22 protein-coding genes are annotated in these 20138 nt (G+C 66.3%); 7 read left to right on the top strand and 15 right to left on the bottom strand.

Annotated elements, in window-relative coordinates; genetic code table 11:
* Positions 1-25 precede the first annotated feature (25 nt).
* Positions 26-448: an alternative ribosome rescue aminoacyl-tRNA hydrolase ArfB gene (gene arfB / locus F3H87_RS08020; protein WP_149788058.1), complete on the top strand. Its 423-nt coding sequence runs from the start codon at positions 26-28 to the stop codon at positions 446-448.
* Positions 449-576: 128 nt separating this feature from the next.
* On the opposite strand, the gene F3H87_RS08015 is transcribed toward arfB, so the two are convergent.
* Positions 577-1506 (bottom strand): ABC transporter ATP-binding protein, encoded by a 930-nt coding sequence (locus F3H87_RS08015; protein WP_149788057.1) that lies wholly within the window; start codon positions 1504-1506, stop codon positions 577-579.
* A gap of 73 nt (positions 1507-1579) precedes the next feature.
* Between F3H87_RS08015 and F3H87_RS08010 the strand changes: the two genes are divergently transcribed.
* The 3 genes from F3H87_RS08010 to polA all read left to right on the top strand — a co-directional run bounded on the left by F3H87_RS08010 (position 1580) and on the right by polA (position 5373).
* Positions 1580-1759, top strand: coding sequence for a zinc-finger domain-containing protein (locus F3H87_RS08010; RefSeq protein WP_149788056.1), 180 nt, complete (start codon positions 1580-1582; stop codon positions 1757-1759).
* A gap of 41 nt (positions 1760-1800) precedes the next feature.
* A complete protein-coding gene (locus F3H87_RS08005) occupies positions 1801-2508 on the top strand; it encodes a DsbA family protein (protein WP_188129196.1) in 708 nt (235 codons plus the stop codon).
* Positions 2509-2574: 66 nt separating this feature from the next.
* Positions 2575-5373: a DNA polymerase I gene (polA, locus tag F3H87_RS08000; RefSeq protein ID WP_149788054.1), complete on the top strand. Its 2799-nt coding sequence runs from the start codon at positions 2575-2577 to the stop codon at positions 5371-5373.
* Between the two features lie 60 nt (positions 5374-5433).
* Here the strand turns inward: polA and F3H87_RS07995 are convergent, their stop codons facing one another.
* From F3H87_RS07995 to F3H87_RS07985, 3 genes are all read right to left on the bottom strand, one after another.
* Positions 5434-6270 (bottom strand): C40 family peptidase, encoded by an 837-nt coding sequence (locus F3H87_RS07995; RefSeq protein ID WP_223228009.1) that lies wholly within the window; start codon positions 6268-6270, stop codon positions 5434-5436.
* A complete protein-coding gene (locus F3H87_RS07990) occupies positions 6267-7649 on the bottom strand; it encodes a leucyl aminopeptidase family protein (protein WP_149788053.1) in 1383 nt (460 codons plus the stop codon). The genes F3H87_RS07995 and F3H87_RS07990 overlap by 4 nt, the downstream gene beginning before the upstream one ends.
* A gap of 70 nt (positions 7650-7719) precedes the next feature.
* The gene (locus tag F3H87_RS07985) at positions 7720-8100 is read right to left on the bottom strand and encodes a hypothetical protein (protein WP_149788052.1); all 381 of its coding nucleotides are present in this window, start codon (positions 8098-8100) and stop codon (positions 7720-7722) included.
* A 149-nt stretch (positions 8101-8249) separates the two neighbouring features.
* On the opposite strand from F3H87_RS07985, the gene F3H87_RS07980 reads away from it, so the two are divergent.
* Positions 8250-8900 (top strand): carbonic anhydrase, encoded by a 651-nt coding sequence (locus tag F3H87_RS07980; RefSeq protein WP_149788051.1) that lies wholly within the window; start codon positions 8250-8252, stop codon positions 8898-8900.
* 130 nt (positions 8901-9030) lie between these two features.
* Complete coding sequence (locus F3H87_RS07975; protein WP_149788050.1) at positions 9031-9447, top strand: hypothetical protein; 417 nt, start codon at positions 9031-9033, stop codon at positions 9445-9447.
* 9 nt (positions 9448-9456) lie between these two features.
* Here the strand turns inward: F3H87_RS07975 and F3H87_RS07970 are convergent, their stop codons facing one another.
* The 3 genes from F3H87_RS07970 to F3H87_RS07960 all read right to left on the bottom strand — a co-directional run bounded on the left by F3H87_RS07970 (position 9457) and on the right by F3H87_RS07960 (position 11150).
* Positions 9457-9651, bottom strand: a complete 195-nt coding sequence (locus tag F3H87_RS07970) for a hypothetical protein (RefSeq protein WP_149788049.1) — start codon at positions 9649-9651, stop codon at positions 9457-9459.
* A 417-nt stretch (positions 9652-10068) separates the two neighbouring features.
* Positions 10069-10593 (bottom strand): methylated-DNA--[protein]-cysteine S-methyltransferase, encoded by a 525-nt coding sequence (locus tag F3H87_RS07965; protein ID WP_149788048.1) that lies wholly within the window; start codon positions 10591-10593, stop codon positions 10069-10071.
* On the bottom strand, positions 10590-11150 hold the full coding sequence (locus F3H87_RS07960) for a bifunctional transcriptional activator/DNA repair enzyme AdaA (protein ID WP_149788047.1): 561 nt from the start codon (positions 11148-11150) through the stop codon (positions 10590-10592). The genes F3H87_RS07965 and F3H87_RS07960 overlap by 4 nt, the downstream gene beginning before the upstream one ends.
* Positions 11151-11278: 128 nt before the next feature.
* Here F3H87_RS07960 and F3H87_RS07955 point away from each other — a divergent pair, with 128 nt between their 5' ends.
* A complete protein-coding gene (locus F3H87_RS07955; RefSeq protein WP_223228008.1) occupies positions 11279-12193 on the top strand; it encodes a DMT family transporter in 915 nt (304 codons plus the stop codon).
* 76 nt (positions 12194-12269) lie between these two features.
* Here the strand turns inward: F3H87_RS07955 and F3H87_RS07950 are convergent, their stop codons facing one another.
* The 8 genes from F3H87_RS07950 to F3H87_RS07915 form a co-directional block, all read right to left on the bottom strand.
* Positions 12270-13292 carry an aspartate-semialdehyde dehydrogenase gene (locus tag F3H87_RS07950; protein WP_149788046.1) on the bottom strand — a complete coding sequence of 341 codons (1023 nt, stop codon included), beginning with the start codon at positions 13290-13292 and terminating at the stop codon, positions 12270-12272.
* A 67-nt stretch (positions 13293-13359) separates the two neighbouring features.
* Positions 13360-14538: an MFS transporter gene (locus tag F3H87_RS07945; protein WP_149788045.1), complete on the bottom strand. Its 1179-nt coding sequence runs from the start codon at positions 14536-14538 to the stop codon at positions 13360-13362.
* A gap of 69 nt (positions 14539-14607) precedes the next feature.
* Positions 14608-15687 carry a branched-chain amino acid ABC transporter permease gene (locus tag F3H87_RS07940; RefSeq protein ID WP_149788044.1) on the bottom strand — a complete coding sequence of 360 codons (1080 nt, stop codon included), beginning with the start codon at positions 15685-15687 and terminating at the stop codon, positions 14608-14610.
* Complete coding sequence (locus F3H87_RS07935) at positions 15684-16715, bottom strand: branched-chain amino acid ABC transporter permease (RefSeq protein WP_149788043.1); 1032 nt, start codon at positions 16713-16715, stop codon at positions 15684-15686. The genes F3H87_RS07940 and F3H87_RS07935 overlap by 4 nt, the downstream gene beginning before the upstream one ends.
* 39 nt (positions 16716-16754) lie before the next feature.
* Entirely contained in the window at positions 16755-17480 is a 726-nt protein-coding gene (locus tag F3H87_RS07930) for an ABC transporter ATP-binding protein (RefSeq protein WP_149788042.1), read from the bottom strand.
* Positions 17473-18237 (bottom strand): ABC transporter ATP-binding protein, encoded by a 765-nt coding sequence (locus F3H87_RS07925; protein WP_149788041.1) that lies wholly within the window; start codon positions 18235-18237, stop codon positions 17473-17475. The genes F3H87_RS07930 and F3H87_RS07925 overlap by 8 nt, the downstream gene beginning before the upstream one ends.
* Before the next feature lie 51 nt (positions 18238-18288).
* Entirely contained in the window at positions 18289-19464 is a 1176-nt protein-coding gene (locus F3H87_RS07920; RefSeq protein WP_149788040.1) for a substrate-binding domain-containing protein, read from the bottom strand.
* A 105-nt stretch (positions 19465-19569) separates the two neighbouring features.
* Complete coding sequence (locus tag F3H87_RS07915; RefSeq protein WP_149788039.1) at positions 19570-20112, bottom strand: helix-turn-helix transcriptional regulator; 543 nt, start codon at positions 20110-20112, stop codon at positions 19570-19572.
* Between the last annotated feature and the right edge of the window lie 26 nt (positions 20113-20138).

Here is a 20138-nt window from a genome sequence, read left to right as displayed (position 1 = left end):
CCTTCGCCTGCGATAGGATCGGGCCATGCTACGCATCACAGACGACATCACCATCGAGGACTGGGAACTGACCGAGCAGTTCATCCGCGCCAGCGGCCCCGGCGGGCAGAACGTGAACAAGGTCAGCACCGCCGTGGAATTGCGGTTCGAGGCCGGGCGGTCGCCCAACCTGCCCGGCCCGGTCAAGGCGCGGCTGAAGCGGCTGGCCGGGCGGCGCTGGACCAAGGAGGGCGCGGTGGTGATCCAGGTGGACGAGACGCGCAGCCAGGCCCGCAACCGCGAAATCGCCCGCCAGAGGCTGGCCGAGCTGGTCGAACAGGCCACCCACAAACCCAAGCGCCGCATCCCCACACGCCCCACGCTGGGATCGAAGAAACGTCGCCTTGCCGGCAAGAAACAACGCGGCGAGGTCAAGGCCCTGCGCGGCAAGGTGACCGGCGAAGAGTGAGGGGGCGTTTGGGAGGCGTGCCCCGCCCGGAACAGCCGCGCAGCGGCCCGGGCATCGCACGGCCGCGGCCGGGTGATGCCCTTCCGTTGCAAATCGTCCGAATGACGGGAGCCGGCGGCCCCCAGCCCTTACCCTGCCCTTGTCAGTTCCAGGAACACGTCCTCAAGATCGGCCTCTTCGGTTTTCACGTCGCGGATCGAGATACCCGCCTCGTGCACCGCCGCCAGCACCGCGTCGGCCGAGGTTTCGGCCGAACGATAGGTGATGGCGATGGCGCCATCGGGGCGTTGGTCGATCTCCATCCCCGGCCCTGCGGGCAGGGTCGCCACGTCGCTGGCGGGATGGATGACCATCGTCTTTGCGTCGATCCGGCCCAGCAGGTTGGCGGTGCTGTCCTGCGCCACCTTTTCGCCGTGGTTGATGATGGCGATCTCGTCGCACATCTCTTCGGCCTCTTCCAGGTAATGGGTGGTCAGGATGATCGTCATGCCCTGTTCGTTCAGCCTGCGCACGTTCGACCACAGCATCTGGCGCAGCTCGATATCCACCCCGGCGGTGGGTTCGTCCAGCACCAGGATCTGCGGCGAATGCACCAGCGCCTTGGCCAGCAACAGCCGCCGCCGCATCCCGCCGCTGAGTGTGCGGGCATAGGATTCGGCCTTGTCCTCGAGCCCGACAAGGGCAAGGATCTCGTCCGAGCGCCGTTGCGATTTCGGCACGCCGTAAAGCCCCGCCTGCACCTCGAGCGCGGCGCGCGGGGTGAAGAACGGATCGAGGTTCAGCTCTTGCGGCATCACGCCGATGGCGGCGCGCGACTGGCGCGGGTTCACATCCTGGTCGAACCCCCAGATGCGCACGCGGCCCGCCGTTTTCACCACCAGCCCGGCAAGGATGTTGATCAGCGTCGACTTGCCCGCGCCGTTCGGCCCCAGCAGCCCGAAAACCGAGCCTTCGGGAATCGCCAGGTCGATACCTTTCAGCGCCTGCTTGGGGCCGGTGCCCTTCTGGCCGGCATAGGTCTTTCGCAAGCCCTCGATCTCGATGGCGTTCCCGCTCATGGCCCACTTGCCCCCGTTCGCTGCTTCGCTCATAAGGGGCTAAACCATCAGCAGCCGAAAGGGAATGTCCCCGATGACGATCGACGCCCCGGAAACCAAGGTTGTGGACAGCTGGCGCATCGCCTGCGACGGTGGCGAGGGTGCCCTGGGCCATCCCCGCGTCTGGCTGCAGATCCCGCATGAGACGGGATTTGTCGAATGTCCCTATTGCGACGCGAAATACGTGCACCGGGATTTCGAGGGCAAGGCCTGACCCCTCGGCGGGCTTTCCTGAAACTGGCCGTCGCGGGTGGCGTGATCGGCGCGGCCTATGGCGGCGCGGGGCTGCTGCGGCGCCTGATGGTGCCTGCGCCGGATTACGAACCCCTGCCCGGATTGCCCGGCTTTCGCCGCGTGGCGGGCGGACCGGTGTCGTCGGGTGCCGCGCTTTTCGTGGGCCTTGGCGACAGCCCGGCCCCGCAGGTGGACCTGCCCGATATCTGCACCGCGCTGTTCGCGCCCGACCGGCCGGCAGATGCCGTGCCCATCGCCTATTTCTCGGACGCGCGCTGCGTCAATTGCCGGGTGGTCAGCCCGATACTGGCGAAGCTGGACGCGGAACCCGGCGTGCATGTCACCTGGCACGAATGGCCGATCCTCGGGCCGATGTCGGTGCGCGCCGCCCGCGCGGCGCTGGCGGCACGGGTGCAGGGGGCCTACGGGCTGTTCCATGAACGGCTGATGGGGGCGACCCTGTTGCCGACGGAAAGCTATCTGACACGGCTGGCGCAGGAGGCCGGGATCGACCCCGCGCGGCTGCTGGCCGACATGGACAGCCCGGCGGTGGAACGCCAGCTTGCGGTGACGGCGGCGCTGGCACGGCGCTTTGGCTTTGTCGGCACGCCGGCGCTGGTCATCAGGCGCACGGCGGTGACGGGCCGGATGGCGCGGCACGAACTGCTGCGCCTGATCGGGGCCGAACGCGCCGGTGATCTGCCGCCGCCCTGCCCCGCGAGCGGTTAAGCGGCTGGAAGCGCGCGGCGCTTCGTGGCAAGAACGGCGGGCAATCACCGCGCGGAGGGAAACCACATGGCATTCGGCAAAGGCTGTCACCTGCACCTGATCGACGGATCGGCCTTTATCTTTCGCGCCTATCACGCGCTGCCGCCGCTGACGCGCAAATCCGACGGGCTGCCGATCGGGGCGGTCAGCGGGTTCTGCAACATGCTGCAACGTTATATCGACGGTAACGCCAACGGCTCGGACGCGCCGACCCATGTGGCGGTGATCTTCGACAAGGGCAGCCATACGTTCCGCAACGATCTTTACGATCAGTACAAGGCCAACCGCGACGAGATGCCCGAGGATCTGCGCCCGCAGATCCCGCTGACCCGCCGCGCGACCGAGGCGTTCAACATCGCCTGCAAGGAGATCGAGGGGTTCGAGGCCGACGACATCATGGCGACGCTGGCCTGCCGGGCGCGCGATGCGGGCGGCCGGGTCACGATCCTGTCCTCGGACAAGGACCTGATGCAGCTTGTGGGCGACGGGGTCGAAATGCTGGACCCGATGAAGAACCGCCGCATCGACCGCGAGGGCGTGATGGAGAAATTCGGCGTCGGCCCGGAACGGGTGGTCGACGTGCAGGCGCTGGCCGGTGACAGCGTCGACAACATCCCCGGCGCGCCAGGCATCGGCATCAAGACCGCCGCGCTGCTGATCAACGAGTTCGGCAGCCTTGAGGATCTGCTGGAGCGCGCCGACGAGATCAAGCAGCCCAAGCGCCGCCAGACCCTGATCGAGAACCGCGCGCAGATCGAGCTGTCGAAGGCGCTGGTGCAGCTTGACCGGGACATGGAGCTGGATTTCACGCTGGACGATCTTGAGGCACGCGACCCCGAACCCGACACGCTGCTGGCGTTCCTGGCCGAGATGGAATTCCGCACGCTGTCCAAGCGCATCGCCGACGCGCTGCATGTGGAGCCGCCGGTCATCATGGATACCGATCCCGGCGGCACCGAGGTGGAAGGCCCCGCCGACCTGCCCTTTGCGCCCGAGACATATGAATGCATCCGCGACATGGGCGCGCTGCAGGGCTGGATCGACCGGATCGCCGAACGCGGTTACGTGGCCTTCGACACCGAAACCACGGGGCTGAACGAGATGCAGGCCGACCTTGTCGGCATCTCGCTGTCTGTCGATCCGGGCCATGCCTGTTACATCCCGCTGACCCATCGCGCGGGTGGGGCGGACGACTTGTTCGGCTCGGACGAGCTGGCCGAGGGGCAGTTGCCGCTGGACGATGTGCTGGCCGCGCTGAAGCCGGTACTGGAGGACGACTCGATCCTCAAGATCGGGCAGAACATGAAATACGACGCCAAGATCCTGGCGCGCCATGGCGTTACCATCGCGCCGATCGACGACACGATGCTGATGTCCTACGCCATGAATGCGGGGCTGCACGGGCACGGGATGGATACCCTGTCCGAGCGGTACCTGGGTCACACGCCGATCCCGATCAAGGAGTTGATCGGTTCGGGCAAGAGCCAGGTCACATTTGACCGGGTCGCCATCGACGATGCCACGAAATACGCCGCCGAGGATGCCGACATCACCCTGCGGCTGTGGCAGCGGTTCAGGCCGCAGCTGCACCAGACGCAGGTGACGACGGTCTATGAAACGCTGGAACGCCCATTGGTGCCGGTTCTGGCCGGGATGGAAATGGCCGGTATCCGGGTCGACCGCGAAGTGCTGTCGCGCATGTCGAACGCCTTTGCGCAGAAGATGGCGCAGCTTGAGGACGAGATACACGGGCTGGCGGGCGAGAAATTCAACGTCGGCTCGCCCGCGCAGGTGGGCGAGATCCTGTTCGAGAAGATGGGGCTGGAAGGCGGCAAGAAGGGCAAGACCGGCAAATACTCGACCCCCGCCGATGTGCTGGAAGACCTGGCGACCGAGCACGACCTGCCCGCACGCATCCTGGACTGGCGGCAGGTATCCAAGCTGAAGTCGACCTATACGGACGCGTTGCAGGATCATATCGACCCCGATACCGGGCGGGTGCATACCTCATACGTGCAGACCGGGGCCTCGACCGGGCGGCTGGCCTCGACCGATCCGAACCTGCAGAACATCCCCGTGCGCACCGAGGAAGGCCGCCGCATCCGCGAGGCGTTCGTGGCCGAGCCGGGCAAGGTGCTGCTGAGCCTCGATTACAGCCAGATCGAGCTGCGCATCCTGGCCCATGTGGCCGGTATCGACGCGCTGAAGGCGGCGTTCCGCGAGGGGCAGGACATCCACGCCATGACCGCGTCGGAAATGTTCGATGTGCCGATGGACGAAATGACGCCGGATATCCGCCGGCAGGCCAAGGCGATCAATTTCGGGGTGATCTATGGCATTTCGGGGTTCGGGCTGGCGCGCAACCTGCGCATCCCGCGCGCCGAGGCGCAGGGATTCATCGACCGCTATTTCGAGCGTTTCCCCGGCATCCGCGCCTATATGGACGACACGGTGAATTTCGCAAAGGAACACGGGTTCGTGCAGACGCTGTTCGGGCGCAAGATCCACACACCCGAGATCAACGCCAAGGGCCCCGGCGCGGGCTTTGCCAAGCGCGCGGCGATCAACGCGCCGATCCAGGGCACCGCGGCCGACGTGATCCGCCGCGCGATGGTGCGGATGCCCGGCGCCATCGCAGGACTGCCCGCGAAGATGCTGTTGCAGGTCCATGACGAATTGCTGTTCGAGGTCGAAGAGGGTGCCGCCGACAAGGTGACCCGCGCCGCCCGCGAGATCATGGAGGGCGCGGCGGAACCGGCGATCAAGCTCGACGTGCCGCTGATCGTGGATGCGGGGCAAGGCGCGAACTGGGCCGAGGCGCATTAAGGGCGGGCCGTCGGACTGCGCGGCCAGCGTTTCCAGTGAGTATTTGTGGAACGATGAAGATCAGGCGGTCAGGCGCGCGTGGCGGGTGACGGGGCCATCGCCCTGCGCCGCGATCCGCGCGATGGCCTGCTGCATCGGCTCGAACGCCACGGCCATGTGACACGCGTTGGCGTGCAGCAGCGTGTCGGCATCGGCGACCCAGGCGACATGGCCGGGCCAGAACAGCAGGTCGCCGCGTTCGGGCGGGGTGCCGGGGGGCAGCGTGTGGCCCAGCGCGGTTTCCTGCTGGTCGCTGTCGCCGGGGCAGGCGATGCCGCAGGCATGGCAGGCGATCTGCACGAGGCCGGAACAGTCGATCCCGAAGGCCGAGTTGCCGCCCCAGAGGTAAGGCGTGCCGGTCAGGCGTTCGGCGACAGTGACGGGGTCGGGTTCGGGTTGGTCCAGCGGGGCGAGGTGACCGGCGATGGCGAAACCGCCGCCGGCAAGCCGGGCATAGCGCGCCTCGGTCCCGGCCACGGTGACAAGCGCCCCGCAGGACAGCGCCAGCGGATCGGGCGACTTGAAATCGGGCCGGTCGAACAGCAGCGTCGCGCGGGCCGCAACCCGATGGGTCGGCGCCAGCCAGGGCCCGAGGCAATCGGCGGGCATGTATCCCACATGGCCCATCGTTTCGCACCGGGCGAAGGCCATACCGTCGCGGATCTCAAGCACCGTGACCGGATGGCCAAACAACGCCTGCCGGTCGAGCGCGGGATCGTCGGGGCGGGCATGAACCGGCGCGACCGGGCGGGTGACGGCCATCCGCTTTCCGGCGGAGAAGCGCGGCGCATCCACCTGGCCCCTGAGGCTGTCATGCGCCACGTGGGGATTGGCGAAATGCGTGCGCCGGTCGGTCACAGCCCCAGCACCTGCGGCAGCGCATCCAGCAGGGCGCGCGCGCCCTGCCCCACGCCGCCCTTGGGGCGGGCGGGCGCGGGCGTCGGGTTCCAGCCGTAGATGTCGAAATGGGTATAGGGCGTGTCGCCGGCAAAGCGGCGCAGGAACAGCGCGGCGGTGATCGAGCCCGCGAAGCCGCCCGAGGGCGCGTTGTCGAGATCGGCGATGCCGGGTTCGATCATCTTCTCATACGGCTCCCAGAACGGCATCCGCCAGACCGGATCGGCCACCTGCGCGGCGGCGTCGGACACCGCCTGCGCCATCGCGTCATCATCGGTGTAGAAGGGCGCAAGGTCCGGCCCCACGGCCACCCGCGCGGCGCCGGTGAGGGTCGCCATCGAGATCATCAGGTCGGGGCTGTCTTCGGCGCCCAGCGTCAGCGCGTCCGCCAGCACCAGCCGCCCCTCGGCATCGGTGTTGTTGATCTCGACCGTCTTGCCGTTCCGCGCGGTCAGGATATCGCCGGGGCGAAAGCTGTTGCCCGCGACGCTGTTTTCGACCGCCGGGATCAGGACACGCAGGCGCAGCGGCAGCTTCAGCGCCATGATCATGCGCGCCAGCCCCAACACCGTGGCGGCGCCGCCCATGTCCTTTTTCATCAGTCCCATCGACGCGCCGGGTTTCAGGTTCAGCCCGCCGGTATCGAAGCAGACGCCCTTGCCCACCAGCGTCAGCGCCGGGCCGGCATCGCCCCAGCGCATGTCGATCAGGCGCGGGGCCTGCGCGGCGGCGCGGCCGACCGTGTGGATCAGCGGCAGGTTCTGCGCCAGCAGGTCGTCGCCCGCCGTGACGGTGACGGCGGCGCCGAAATCAGCCGCCAGATCGCGCGCCGCCTGGTCCAGCGCCTCGGGGCCCATGTCGCTGGCGGGGGTGTTGATCAGGTCGCGGGTCAGGCATTCGCCCGCAGCGATGGTTTGCAGCCGGGCGGCATCGGTCCCCTCGGGTGCGACGAGGCGGGCCTTGCCGGCCTCCTGCGCCTTGTATCGGGCGAAGGCGTAGCCCGACAGAAGCCAGCCCAGCGCCTCGGTCTCGGTGTCGCTTTCGGGCAGGCCCGAGGCGATGCGGTAGGTGCCTTCGGGCAGGGTCGCGGCCATCGCCGCCAGGTGGAACCGCCCGCGCGCCCGTGCCGCTGCCGTGCCATAGCCCGCCAGGACGGCAGCGGGGGCACCGTCATCGCCCGGAATCAGCAGGTGCCAGCCCAGTGCGCCGGTAAAGCCGTTGGCCCTGACCCATGCCTGCACACGCGGCGGCCGATCATTGGCCCATGCGTCCTGAGCGCCCTCTTCGATCACGTGGACGGGGATGGCGCTGTCGGTGGCGTCTGCGAATTGGGGCGTCATGCACTGGTACTCCCTGCTGCGGTTCCTGCCGCGCAGGTTACCCCCCTGCGTCCCGCCTGCAAGGCCCTTGTCAGACCGACAGCCCCTGCATGTCCCACACCGCCGTGAGCGAGCGTTCGCCCGACCGGAAAAGCCGCGCCAGAACCGCCGTCAGCGCCACGTGATCGCCCGTATCCACGCATCGCGTGACGTCGCGCCCGACGCGTGCCAGCGTATTCATGCCGATCTGGTCGGCGATGGCGGCCAGCGCCCGCGCGCCCTTGCGCAGCTCGGCCCGGTGGCCCGCGCGATAGTCGCGGTCGATCTGCGCCAGCCGCGCGGCCAGTTCCTCCATCGCGCGGCAAACGACATCCTCGGCCCCCGAGGGGCCCAGCCGTTCATACAGTTCGCCCAGCCTGTCATGGTCCAGGCGAACCCGCTCATCGGTTTGCAATACCGTGACCTGTTCCAAATTCTCACCCCTGATGTTCCTGCCCCCACGGGTGCCGAACCTGCCCCCTGCACCCTTCCAAAAGGTTTAGGCGGTGTGGTCTTTCCTCTCGAATTCGCGTCGAATACCGTCTATGACGCCGTGCAGATCGAAAGACGACGAGAGGTGACATGCAGCACGCCAAGCCCCTGCCAAGCTATCTGGTCCACCGCTATCAGGGCTGGAAGGCCACCACCTACCAGGAAAACGAAAGCTGGTACCGCCGCCTTGCCGAAAGCGGGCAGCACCCGCGGGCGATGGTCATTTCCTGCTGCGACAGCCGGGTTCACGTGACCTCGATCTTCGGGGCGGACCAGGGCGAGTTCTTCATCCACCGCAACATCGCCAACCTGGTGCCGCCGCACAAACCCGACGGGCAGCAGCACGGCACCTCGGCGGCGGTGGAATACGCGGTCAACGCGCTGAAGGTCGCGCATATCATCGTGCTGGGCCATTCCAATTGCGGCGGTGTGCAGGGCTGCCTGGACATGTGTTCCGGCCACGCCCCCGAGCTTGAGGAAAAATCCAGCTTCGTCGGACGCTGGATGGACATCCTGCGCCCCGGTTACGAGCGCGTAAAAGAGATCGAGAACACCGAATCGCGGCGCAACGCGCTGGAGAAACAGGCGGTGCTGGTCAGCCTTGAAAACCTGATGACCTTTCCCTTCGTTTCCGAGGCGGTCGAGGACGGAAAGCTGTCGCTGCACGGGCTTTGGACCGATATCGGCGAGGGGTCGCTGGAGTATTTCGACACCGGCAAAAAGGATTTCGCCCGCGTCTGACCGGCGCGGCGTGGCGTTTCCCTTGTGGCGTTAACCTTGACGTCAAAAAAATGGCACAAATCCTCCCAGTTCCTGACGCGGTGACAGCCCATGGTTGTCACAGAGGGTACTGGAATCGGGAGAGGGAACGATGGTCCAGCAGAGTTTTCACGAGCGTATTGCGCGGATTCAGCAGCGTTCGGGAGAGGTGGAGATGCTGGCGGGGCCGGCCGATGTGGACGCGGTGCGCAGGAACAGCCGCGTAAAGGCCGCGATGCCGAACCGGCCGGGTTCGGCAAAGCTGGTGATGACGGGGATCATGATGGTTCCGGTGGGCCTGGCCATCGGCCTGATGACGACCCTGTTTGTCGGTCCCGGCATCACGCCGGACGCGGCGAATTACCTGCCGCTCATGGCCTTTGTCGCCGTGGCGCACCTGGCGCTTCTGGGCGGTGTTCTGGGGGCCGTTGCCTCGCGATTCCGCAATATCACGCTGAACTACGCGCTGATGTTCGTGTTCGCGGGCTATGGCATTGCCAGCGCGGCGCTGACTTCGGCGATTCTGTAAGGCCGGTTTTCAGCTGTTCGGGCGGGTCTGCGACAGGCGCGCGGCCCGGTCGCTGAGCTTGTCCAGATCATGGCGAAACAGGCGTGAAACCTCGTCCCGCGTCACCATCCCGGCGCGGGTCTGGCGCGTCCCGGTCTTGCCGGGTGCCGCATGTTTCGGATTTGCAGCCGGTTGCGGGCCCAGCGTCTTAAGCATGGCAAGCATGTCTCGATCCCCTGCGTGACATTCCCTGAACCGTAAACCGATTCTTCCCCAACCCGCGGCGACCCACCTGAATAGGCGATGCGCCCATGCGTCTATTTCCCTAGCCGTTCGGATATGTGGCCGGGCGCCGCTGAAAAAGAAGGGGCGTATCGACCAAGCGATACGCCCCGTATCCTGTTAAGACCTTTGGCAACCTGATCCGTGAGGGAACGGATGGTCTGCTGATCTGGACCGGCTGGCCGCCCGGTGATGTGAGAGAGTGTGAGAGAGTACGGTGCGGCCAGCCAATACCTTGTGGAGTTGATGTTGTGTCTTGCGACACCCCTGTTTCTAATCGAGTCGCCCGACAAAAGCCCGCGGACGGTGGGATAGGCACCCCGAACATAGGGACAGCCGAATATCCGAACGGATAGGTTTTTACGAAAAACCGTTAAAAAGGCGGGTAGCGGACCCGCGATTCCGGGGCAAAACGCCTTCGTGCCGCAAAAGAAACTCCTTGACCGGGATGCCGCCGCCGAATCCGGTCAGCGATCCGTCGGCCCCAAGGACACGGTGGCAGGGCAGGATGACCGGCAGCGGGTTGTTGCCGTTGGCGGCGCCGACCGCGCGGCTGGCCTTCGGGCGGCCAAGCTCTGCCGCGATCTGGCCGTAGCTGCGCGTGTCGCCGAACGGGATATCGGCAAGGTAGCGCCAGACGCTGTTCTGAAAGGCGGTGCCCGACAGGTGCAGGGGCAGGTCGAACCGTTGCAGGTCACCGGCGAAATAGGCGTCGAGCTGGCGCGCGACCTCACGAAACGGCGCATCGGCCTGCCGCCAGTCCGCACGCGGGCCGAACGCCTTGTGCCCCGACGGGAAGCTCAGGAAATGCAGGGCGTCACCGGTGCCCGCCACCAGAAGCTGCCCGACCGGGCTGGCGATATGGGTATAATACAGCCCGCTCATCCCTTTGGCCTGCGGATCGACGAGGGCGGGCGGCCATAGAGTTTCAGGAAGGCCGCGTTGAACCGCCGGACGCTGCCGAACCCCGCCCGGAACGCGATATCCGTGACCGGCAGCGTGGTTTCGTCCAGCAGCCGCTTGGCACGCCCGATGCGCAGGGTCTGCGCGGTCTGAACCGGCGAGGCGCCGACATGATCCGCGAACAGCCGCGTCAGGTGTCGTGCGCCGACACCCAGCCGCGCCGCCAGCTCCGCGACCGTGCCGGTATCCAGCGCGCCCGCCTCGATCAGTTTCAGCGCGCGCGCGACCGTGGTGCGGGTGCCGTTCCAGGCCGCGCAGAACGGCGCGGTTTCGGGGCGGCAGCGCAGGCAGGGGCGGTATCCTGCCTGCTCGGCCGCGGCGGCGGTCGGGTAGTAGCTGACATTCGCCGTCAGCGGCTGCTTTACCGGACAGACCGGGCGGCAATAGATCATCGTCGTGCGGACAGCCGTAAAGAACTTTCCGTCGAAGGCGGGGTCGCGCCTCAGCCGCGCCGCGTTGCATGTGTCGAAATCGAACATGGGGCAGAGTTTACCCCCCGCCACGGCGCAAGGCGAGATCGCGCCGGTGATGACGTCCGAAAACGGCCAGTGCGGAAAGGTGCAAAGCGGTAGAGCTCGGGCATCTTTCTGCATCACGGACAAATGCCATGCGTATGACATTACAGGACTGGGCGCTGCTGTTCCTGCTTTCGATCCTCTGGGGCGGGTCGTTCTTCTTCGTTGCCATCGCGATTCGGGACCTGCCCCCGCTGACCGTCGTGGTGCTGCGCACCGGCATCGCGGCGCTGGCCCTGGGTGCGATCCTGCGGATGCGGGGTGAGGCGTGGCCCCTCGCCGGGGGTGCAACCGGCGCGTTCCTCGTCATGGGGCTGCTGAACAACATGATACCGTTCAGCCTGCTGTTCTGGGCGCAGACCACGATACCCAGCGGCCTTGCCTCGATCCTGAACGCCACCACGCCGATCTTTTCCATTGTCGTGGCACATTTCCTGCTGGCCGACGAACGCATGGCGCCCAACAAGGCCACGGGCATCCTGTTCGGGTTCCTGGGCGTGGTGGTTCTGCTGAGGGGTAATGTCGTGACCGGGGCGGGCATCGCATCGCTGGGAATGCTGGCCTGTCTGGGGGCGGCGCTGTCCTACGGGTTCGCCTCGGTTTTCGGGCGCAGGTTCAAGGCGATGAGGCTGAGTGCCACGCAGGTCGCGTTCGGCCAGCTTGTCGCAACGACGGCCATGATGCTGCCCATCGTCGCCGTGACCGACCGGCCGTGGACACTGCCGCCCCCCGGCCTGCCGGTGATCGCGGCGGTTCTGGCGCTGGCCATCGTGTCGACGGCGCTGGCCTATGTGATCTTCTTCCGCATCCTTGCCTCGGCCGGGGCGGTGAATACCGCGCTGGTCACGCTGCTGGTTCCGGTCAGCGCGATCCTGCTGGGCACGCTTGTCCTGGGCGAGGAACTGGCCCCGAGGCACTATGCCGGAATGGGCCTGATCGCCATCGGGCTGCTGGCGATCGACGGGCGGCTTTCTGGGCGTTCAAGGAAGAAACGCAAACCCCTGTGAGTGGACGAAACCGCCGGACGGCAAGGGCCGGGCGGTGATCCCGCCCGGCCCCTGTTTCACGCGCGCGCAACGGCGCTCAGCCTTTTTTCAGAACCTCGCGGCCCAGCAATTCGGCGATCTGCACCGCGTTCAGGGCCGCGCCCTTGCGCAGGTTGTCGCTGACGCACCACAGGTTCAGACCGTTCTCGATGGTCGAATCCTGGCGGATGCGGCTGATGAAGGTGGCGAAATCGCCCACGCATTCGACCGGGGTCGCGTATCCGCCGTCCTCGCGCTTGTCGATGACCATGATCCCCGGCGATTCGCGCAGGATGTCGCGGGCCTCGTCCTCGTCCAGGAATTCTTCGAACTCGATATTGATCGCCTCGGAATGGCCGACGAAAACCGGCACCCGCACGCAGGTGGCGGTCAGCTTGATCGCCGGATCGACGATCTTTTTCGTCTCGGCCACCATCTTCCATTCTTCCTTGGTCGAACCGTCCTCCATGAAGACGTCGATATGCGGAATCACGTTGAAAGCGATCTGCTTCTGGAACTTCTTGGGCGGCACCTCGGCGGTGGGGTTGTAGACGGCTTTCGTCTGGTCCCACAGCTCGTCCATGCCTTCCTTGCCGGCGCCCGACACGGATTGATAGGTCGACACCACGACGCGCCTGATCGTGGCGCGGTCATGCAGCGGCTTGAGCGCCACAACCATCTGCGCGGTCGAGCAGTTGGGATTGGCGATGATGTTCTTCTTCGCATAGCCGTGCACCGCCTGCGGGTTCACCTCGGGCACGATCAGCGGCACATCCGGGTCGTAGCGGTAGAGCGAGCTGTTGTCGATCACCACGCAACCGGCCTTGGCCGCGACGGGCGCGTATTTCTTTGTCGCGTCCGAGCCGATGGCGAACAGCGCCATGTCCCAGCCGGTGAAATCGAACGTATCCAGATCCTCGGTGGTCAGTGTCTTGTCGCCAAAGCTGACCTCGGTGCCAAGGCTGCGGCGCGAGGCCAGCGCGGCGATCTTGTCCACCGGGAACTGGCGTTCCGCGAGGATGTTCAGCATTTCCCGGCCCACATTGCCCGTGGCGCCGACGACGACGACGTTATACCCCATGGGGTCGCTCCTTTCGTTTCAGGACGCGCGCTCAATACATGAGCGCAGGGCCAAGGGAAAGGGCCGATCAGTCCAGCCGGTCGCGGCTGAACAGGTAGGGGATCATGCCCAGCGCAAGGATCGCCGCGAAGAAACCGAACAAAAGCTGATAGGGCGCGACCGCGCTTTCGGTGGTGGCCGCCGCTGCCGAATACAGCCGCCCGGTGATCACCTGGAACAGCCCCACGCCACCGATGGAAAACAGGTTCATCAGCGTCACGCCCCGCCCGGTCAGGTGCGGCGGCAGAAAGCTGCGCCCATGTGCCATGATGACCGGATAGCTGAGCCCGAACATGGCGATCGCCGCGCAAAGAATGACCGACGGCCAGTATCCCGGTTCGGGCGTCAGGGCCAGGATACCGCAGGCGACGATCCCCGCCGTGTTGCCGCCCACCACCACCCATTTTCGGGTGCCGAACAGCCGGTCGAGCGGGCCGTAGACGAAAACCGCCACCACCATGACCAACCCCATGATCAGGGTCGCGGTGCCGATCACCTGTGCGGTCGCGCCATAGACATCCGACAGGTATGGCCCCACCCACAGCCCCCGCAGACCCGCCGCCGGGGCATAGTTGACCGCCAGCAGCGGCAGGATCAGCCACAGCGCGGGGATTTTCAGCACCGCCAGCACGCTGCCGCCCTCGGCCCCTTCGGCACGGGGCGGGTCCTGCACCACGGCCCAGACACCGACCGCCACGAGGACCGAGATCGCCGACAGCGCCCACAGGCTTTCGCGCCAGCCGAACGCCTCGATCGCCCAGGCCAGCGGCGCGGCGCTGGCAAGGTTGCCGATGGACCCGACGCCGATCATCGCCGCGCCCAGCGTGGCGAACATCGCCGGCGGGAACATCCGCGCGAAGATATAGTAGGACGCCATCAGCACCGGCGAACACCCCACCCCGATCAGCGCCATGGCGACCGAGATATGCACCGGCGTCGTCGCCAGCGCGAATATCGCCGCGCCGCCGCCACCGCCCAGCGCCAGCAGGATCGCCGCCGTGCGGCGCGGGCCGACCCGGTCCAGCGCCTCGCCTATGGGAAGCTGCATCAGCGCGAAAACCAGGAACCACATGCCCGAGGCAAAGGCCAGGTCGTCGGGCGTGGCCCCGACATCACGCTCCAGCGCATTGGTGAGAACCGCCAGAAAGGCACGGAAAAATTGGCTCAGAACATAGGCTGCGCACAGCAGCACCATCCCCAGTTTCATCCGCCTTCCTCCCTGACGTCCGGCAATTGGGTGGCACGCGCGGACCGAAGATGCAAGACGCTTAAGGCGTTAACGACCCTGCGCCGCCCTGCCCTGCCGCCGCTGCCGCAACCGCCCGACGATACCGGTGGGGAAGAAATAGATGCTGAGAACGAACAGCACGCCCAGCCACAGCAGCCAGCGGTCGGCATTCATCAGCTCCGGCAAAACCGGCAGCCCCGCCACCGCGCCGGCGGCCATGCCCATCAGCGCCTGAAGGTAGTTCTGCGCCAGCACCAGCAACGCCGCGCCGATCACCGCGCCATACATCGTGCCCATGCCACCGATGACGACCATCAGCAGGATATCCACCATGATATCGAAGCTCAGCACCGTATCCGGCCCGACATAGCGGAGCCAGATCGCGTAAAGCGCCCCCGCCAGCGCCGCGATGAAGGCCGACAGGCAGGTCACCGTCACGCGGTAGCCGACCACGCGATAGCCGATCGCCTCGGCCCGGAAATCGTTTTCGCGGATCGCCTGCAGCACCCGCCCGAAGGGCGAGTTCACGACCCGCAACATCAGAAGGAACAGGATCAGCGACACCCCGAAGATCAGGTAATAGGCCAGCAGCCGGCCGTTCAGCCTGACCCCGAACAGCTCGTCCCCGAACCGGAAGGCCGGGGTCAGCGCGCGCGGGGTCTGGAAGCTCAGCCCGTCCTCGCCGCCCGTCAGGCCCGAAAGCTGGCTGACCAGCACGGCAACGGCACTGGCCACGGCCAGCGTGATCATTGCGAAAAAGATCGCCCTGACCCGCAGGCTGAACAGCCCGATCAGGAACGCGATGGCCGCCGCCAGCAGTGCGCCCGACAGCGCACCCACAGCCACCGCGTCGAACCCGCGCCCCATATGCGTGCTGGCAAGCGCCACGCCATAGGCACCCATGCCGAAGAACATCGTATGCGCGAAGCTGACGATCCCGCCATAGCCCAGCATCAGGTCGTAACTGGCGACCAGCACGATGAAAATGCAGATGCGCGCCGCCGTATCGACCGAGCGCACGCCGGGAAACAGGAAGGGCGCAAAGGCCAGCGCGACAAGGATCGCCAGCAGGATCACCGCCAGGACCGGGCTGCGGGGCGTGTCGCCGGACAGGAGTTTCACGATCATTTTGCCTTTACCACCGGGATCATGCCCTGCGGGCGCCACATCAGGATGGCGACCATCAGGCCGATATTGGAAATCAGCGCCAGCTTGGGCTCGAGAAACGCGATGTAGTTCTGCAACAGCCCCACCAGCAGCGCGCCGATGAAACAGCCCTCGACCGAACCGAGCCCGCCGATGATGACGACGATGAAGATCAGGATCATGATCTGCTGGCCCATATGGGCGGTGATGACCTCTTGATACAGGCCCCACATCACGCCGCCCAGCCCCGCCAGCGCCGACCCGGCGATGAACACGCCCACGAAGACCAGCCGCAACCGGTATCCCAGCGCCTCGACCATCTCGCCGTTTTCGACGCCCGCGCGCACGATCAGCCCGATCTTGGTGCGCCGCAGGGTGTAGCGCATGACCAGGAACAGCACCGCCCCGATGCCCACGGCCAGCAGGCGGTATTTCTCCATCGCGGCCCCGGCAAAGGTGATCGCGCCGCGCAGCGCCTCGGGCCGCAGGATATAGATCTCTTCGGGCCCCCACAGCACGATGATCAGCTGCTCCACCACGATCAGCCCGCCCATCGTGACAAGAATCTGTTTGAGATGCGCACCGTAAACGGGTTTGACGATCACCCGCTCGAACGCCCAGCCCAGAACGCCGGTGGCGGCCATCGCAGCCAGCACGGCGGCCAGGATCGCGGCCAGGTTCAGCGCCAGCGACGGCGCTTCGGTCATGTGTCCCAGCACCAGCAGGATCGAGATGCCGACAAAGGCACCGACCGAGATGAACACGCCATGCCCGAAATTGATCACGTCCATCAGGCCGAAGACCAGCGTCATGCCCGACGCCATGATGAAGATCATCATCCCCATCGCCAGCCCCGATACGGTCAGCGTCAGCCAGGACGACATCGACGGGATGAAGATCAGCCCGAAGGCCATGATCGCCGGGATCAGCAGCACGGGGATATAGGGGCCCAGGCGCTCGGCCAGCCCGGCGCGCGACATGGTGGGCGTATGGTCAGGCGCGGCGGTCATGCGGCACCTCCTTTCGACTATGGCGCTTGCGACACGCGATCAATGCCCTGCCTCCATGCTCAGCCCCATCAGGCGTTCCTGCAATGCGGCGTCGCCGGCCAGTTCGGCCATCGCGCCGGTCCAGACCACGCGGCCATCGTCCATCACCACCGCGCTGTCGCCCAGCGCGCGGGCGACGCTGAAATTCTGTTCCACCAGCAGGATCGACGCGCCCTGATCCTTCAGCTGCCGCAGCGCGCCCGCCATCGTCGATACGATGGCGGGGGCCAGCCCCTTGGTCGGCTCGTCGATCAGGTAAAGCCGCCGCTCCTCGACCATCGCGCGGGCGATGGACAGCATCTGCTTCTGCCCGCCCGACAGGTTGCCGGCGTGACCCTTCCAGAATGTCTGCAACGGCGGAAAGACGCTGAACAGCCAGTCCAGCCGCGTGCGGTCCAGCGGCCCGGAACTGGCGGCCAGGATCATGTTTTCCTCGACCGTCAGATCGCTGAAGATCCCCATGTTCTCGGGCACATATCCGACGCCCAGCCGGGCAATCGCGGGCGTGGGCAGCGCGGCGATATCCTGCCCGTCCAGCAGGATCTGCCCCGCCCGGGCCCGCCAGTGGCCCATGATCGTGCGCAGGCTGGTGGTCTTGCCCACCCCGTTGCGCCCAAGCAGCATGGTGACCTGCCCGCGCGGCACGTCGAAATTCACGCCTTGCAGGATGTGATACTGGGCAATGTCGGTATAGACGCCCGAGAGGCGCAGCATCGGGTCAGACATCGGTCAGTTCCTTGCCCATATACGCCTCCTGCACCACGTCGCTGGCAATAACCTCGGCCGGGTCGCCATCGGCGGCCAGCGCGCCGTTGTGCAGCACGATGATGCGGTCGGCCAGCCGGGCGATCACGTCCATCTTGTGCTCGACCAGCAGGATCGTGCGGTCCTTCTGCGCCTTCAGGTCGGCAATCAGGTCCAGCACCACGGGCGCCTCGTCCACGCTCATCCCCGCGGTGGGTTCGTCGAACATGTAGACCGCCGGGTCGAGCGCGATCAGCAGCGCCACCTCAAGCTTGCGCTGATCGCCATGCGACAACTCGCTGACCAGTTGCGCGCGTTTCTCATAAAGCCGCACCCGGTCGAGGATCGCCACAGCCTTGTCCGTGACCTCGGAATGACCCGAAGCCATCGACAACAGCCGATACCCCAACCCCGCCTTGGACTGGATCACCAGCCGCACGTTTTCCAGCACGCTGAGATTGGGAAAAAGGTTGGTCAACTGGAACGCCCGCCCGATACCCGCACGGGTGCGGTGGGCCACGCTGTCGCGGGTGATGTCGCGCCCGTTCAGCACGACACGCCCCGCGCTGACCGGGATCTGCCCCGAAATCAGGTTGAAATAGGTGGTCTTGCCCGCGCCGTTCGGCCCGACGATGGCCGTCAGCTCACCGGCGCGAAAGGCGCAGGTGACGGCATCCACCGCCACATGCCCGCCAAAGCGCACGGTCAGGTCGTGCGTTTCCAGAATGACCCTGCTCATGGAAATCCCCGTATCGCGCGGGCCGGGGCGAACCGGCCCGCGCGCTGTGCGTTACTGGTTGCGGACCGGGATCGGCAGATCGTCGATGGTCAGTTCCCTGACCAGGTCGGGGATCGCCCATTCCACGCTGTCATCCACGCGGATCTTGAAGTGATACATGGATTGCAGCGCCTGGTGATCCTCGGCGCGGAATGTCATCATGCCCTTGGGCGTCATCCATTCCATGCCTTCCATCGCGGAAATCAGCGCCTCGGTATCGGTGCTGCCGGCCTTCTTGATGGCCTCGACCACGGCGATGCCCGTCGTCATGCCGCCGGCGGTGAAGAAATCGGGCGGGCTGCCGAACCGGGCCTGGTGCTCTTCGACCAGCCAGTCGTTTACCTCGTTGTCGGGCAGTTCATAGTAGTAATAGATCGCGCCCTCCATGCCCGGGAACTCCTTGTAGCCGCTCAGCGCGGCAAGGATGTTGCCCCCGGTCGCCAGTTCGATCCCGAAGCGGCCCGGGTCCATCGCGTTCAGCTTGCCCATCGGGTTGCCGCCCCCGGCCCAGAGGACGAACACCTTCTTGTCGCCCTCCAGATCCTTCATGGCGTTGAAGATGCGTTCGCCCGCCGCGGTGAAATCGGTGGTGTCGGTGGGCACGTATTCCTCGTGCACGATTTCGGCGCCGGTGCCCTCCAGTGCCTCGCGGAACGCGGCGATCCCGTCATGGCCAAAGGCATAATCCTGCGCCAGCGTGGCGATCTTGACGCCCTCTCCCGCCATCGCGATGGCCTGCGCCACCGCGTCCTGGGACGAGTTGCGCCCGGTGCGGAAGATATAGCGGTTCCAGTTCTCGCCGGTAACGCTGTCGGCCACGGCCGGGTGCACGATCAGGATCTTCTCGTATTCCTCGGCCACCGGCAGCATCGCCAGCGCCACGCCGGAACTGACCGGGCCGATGGCCAGGTCGACCTCGTCGTCGCCATAGGCCTCTTCCAGCAGCGCCTTGCCGTTCTCGGGCTTCAGCTGCGTGTCCTTCTCGATCACGACGATCTTTTCGCCGTTGATCTCCATCGTGCCGCCGGTGGCGTATTCCAGCCCCATCATCAGCCCGTCATGGGATTGCTTGGCATAAGCCTCGAGCGGGCCGGTCTTGCCATAGATATGGGCGATGGTGATATCGGCCAGCGCGGCATTTGCCAGCGCCAGCGTGGACACGAGGCCCGCCGCAAACATGCGTTTCATCTTGGTTCCTCCCTCCGGCGCGCAACGGCGCCGGTTCTCTGTTCTGCCCCGCCATCATGCGGCGAAGGGGGGCCAAGCTGTCAATGCGTAGAATTGCGTAACCGATCACCCCGACCGGCTGAGCCGCGCCAGAAGGCGGGTGGCGTTCGGCACCCCGAACTTGCGCAAAAGCCGCGCGCGCACGTCCTCGACCGTGCGGGGCGACAGGTCCAGCGCCTTGGCGATCTCTTTCGAGGTCATGCCCCGCGCCAGCCATGTCAGCACGTCACGTTCGCGCGGGGTCAGCGACGGGCCGGCGGGGGCGTCCGCGATGGGCGCAAAGCTCAGCACCATGCGGGCCAGCGGCGCATCGGGCGTCAGCGTGCGGGCGCGGAACCGGCACCAGATCGTCGTGCCGTCGGCGCGGCGCAGCATCCGCTCGTCGCAATAGGCCCCGTCACGGCGCAGCGCCTCCAGCCCGATATCGCGCACCTGCGTGAACCCCGCATCGCTGTCATAAAAGATGCGGAAACTCTGCCCCAGCAGCGCGTCGGACGCGTGGCCCGACATCTCTGCGAAAGTGGCGTTGCAGGCACGGATCACCCGGTCCTCGGTCAGCACCAGGCCGATCGGGGCGGCGTCGAAGGCGATATGGGCCAGATCCTCCATGCCCGTAATCCTACGGTATTCACACC

The organism is Lutimaribacter pacificus (genome assembly GCF_900142185.1).
In the GTDB taxonomy this organism is placed as follows: domain Bacteria; phylum Pseudomonadota; class Alphaproteobacteria; order Rhodobacterales; family Rhodobacteraceae; genus Lutimaribacter; species Lutimaribacter pacificus.
The sequence above is the reverse complement of the archived record's forward strand: the minus strand, read 5'-3'. Positions and strand labels throughout refer to the sequence as shown.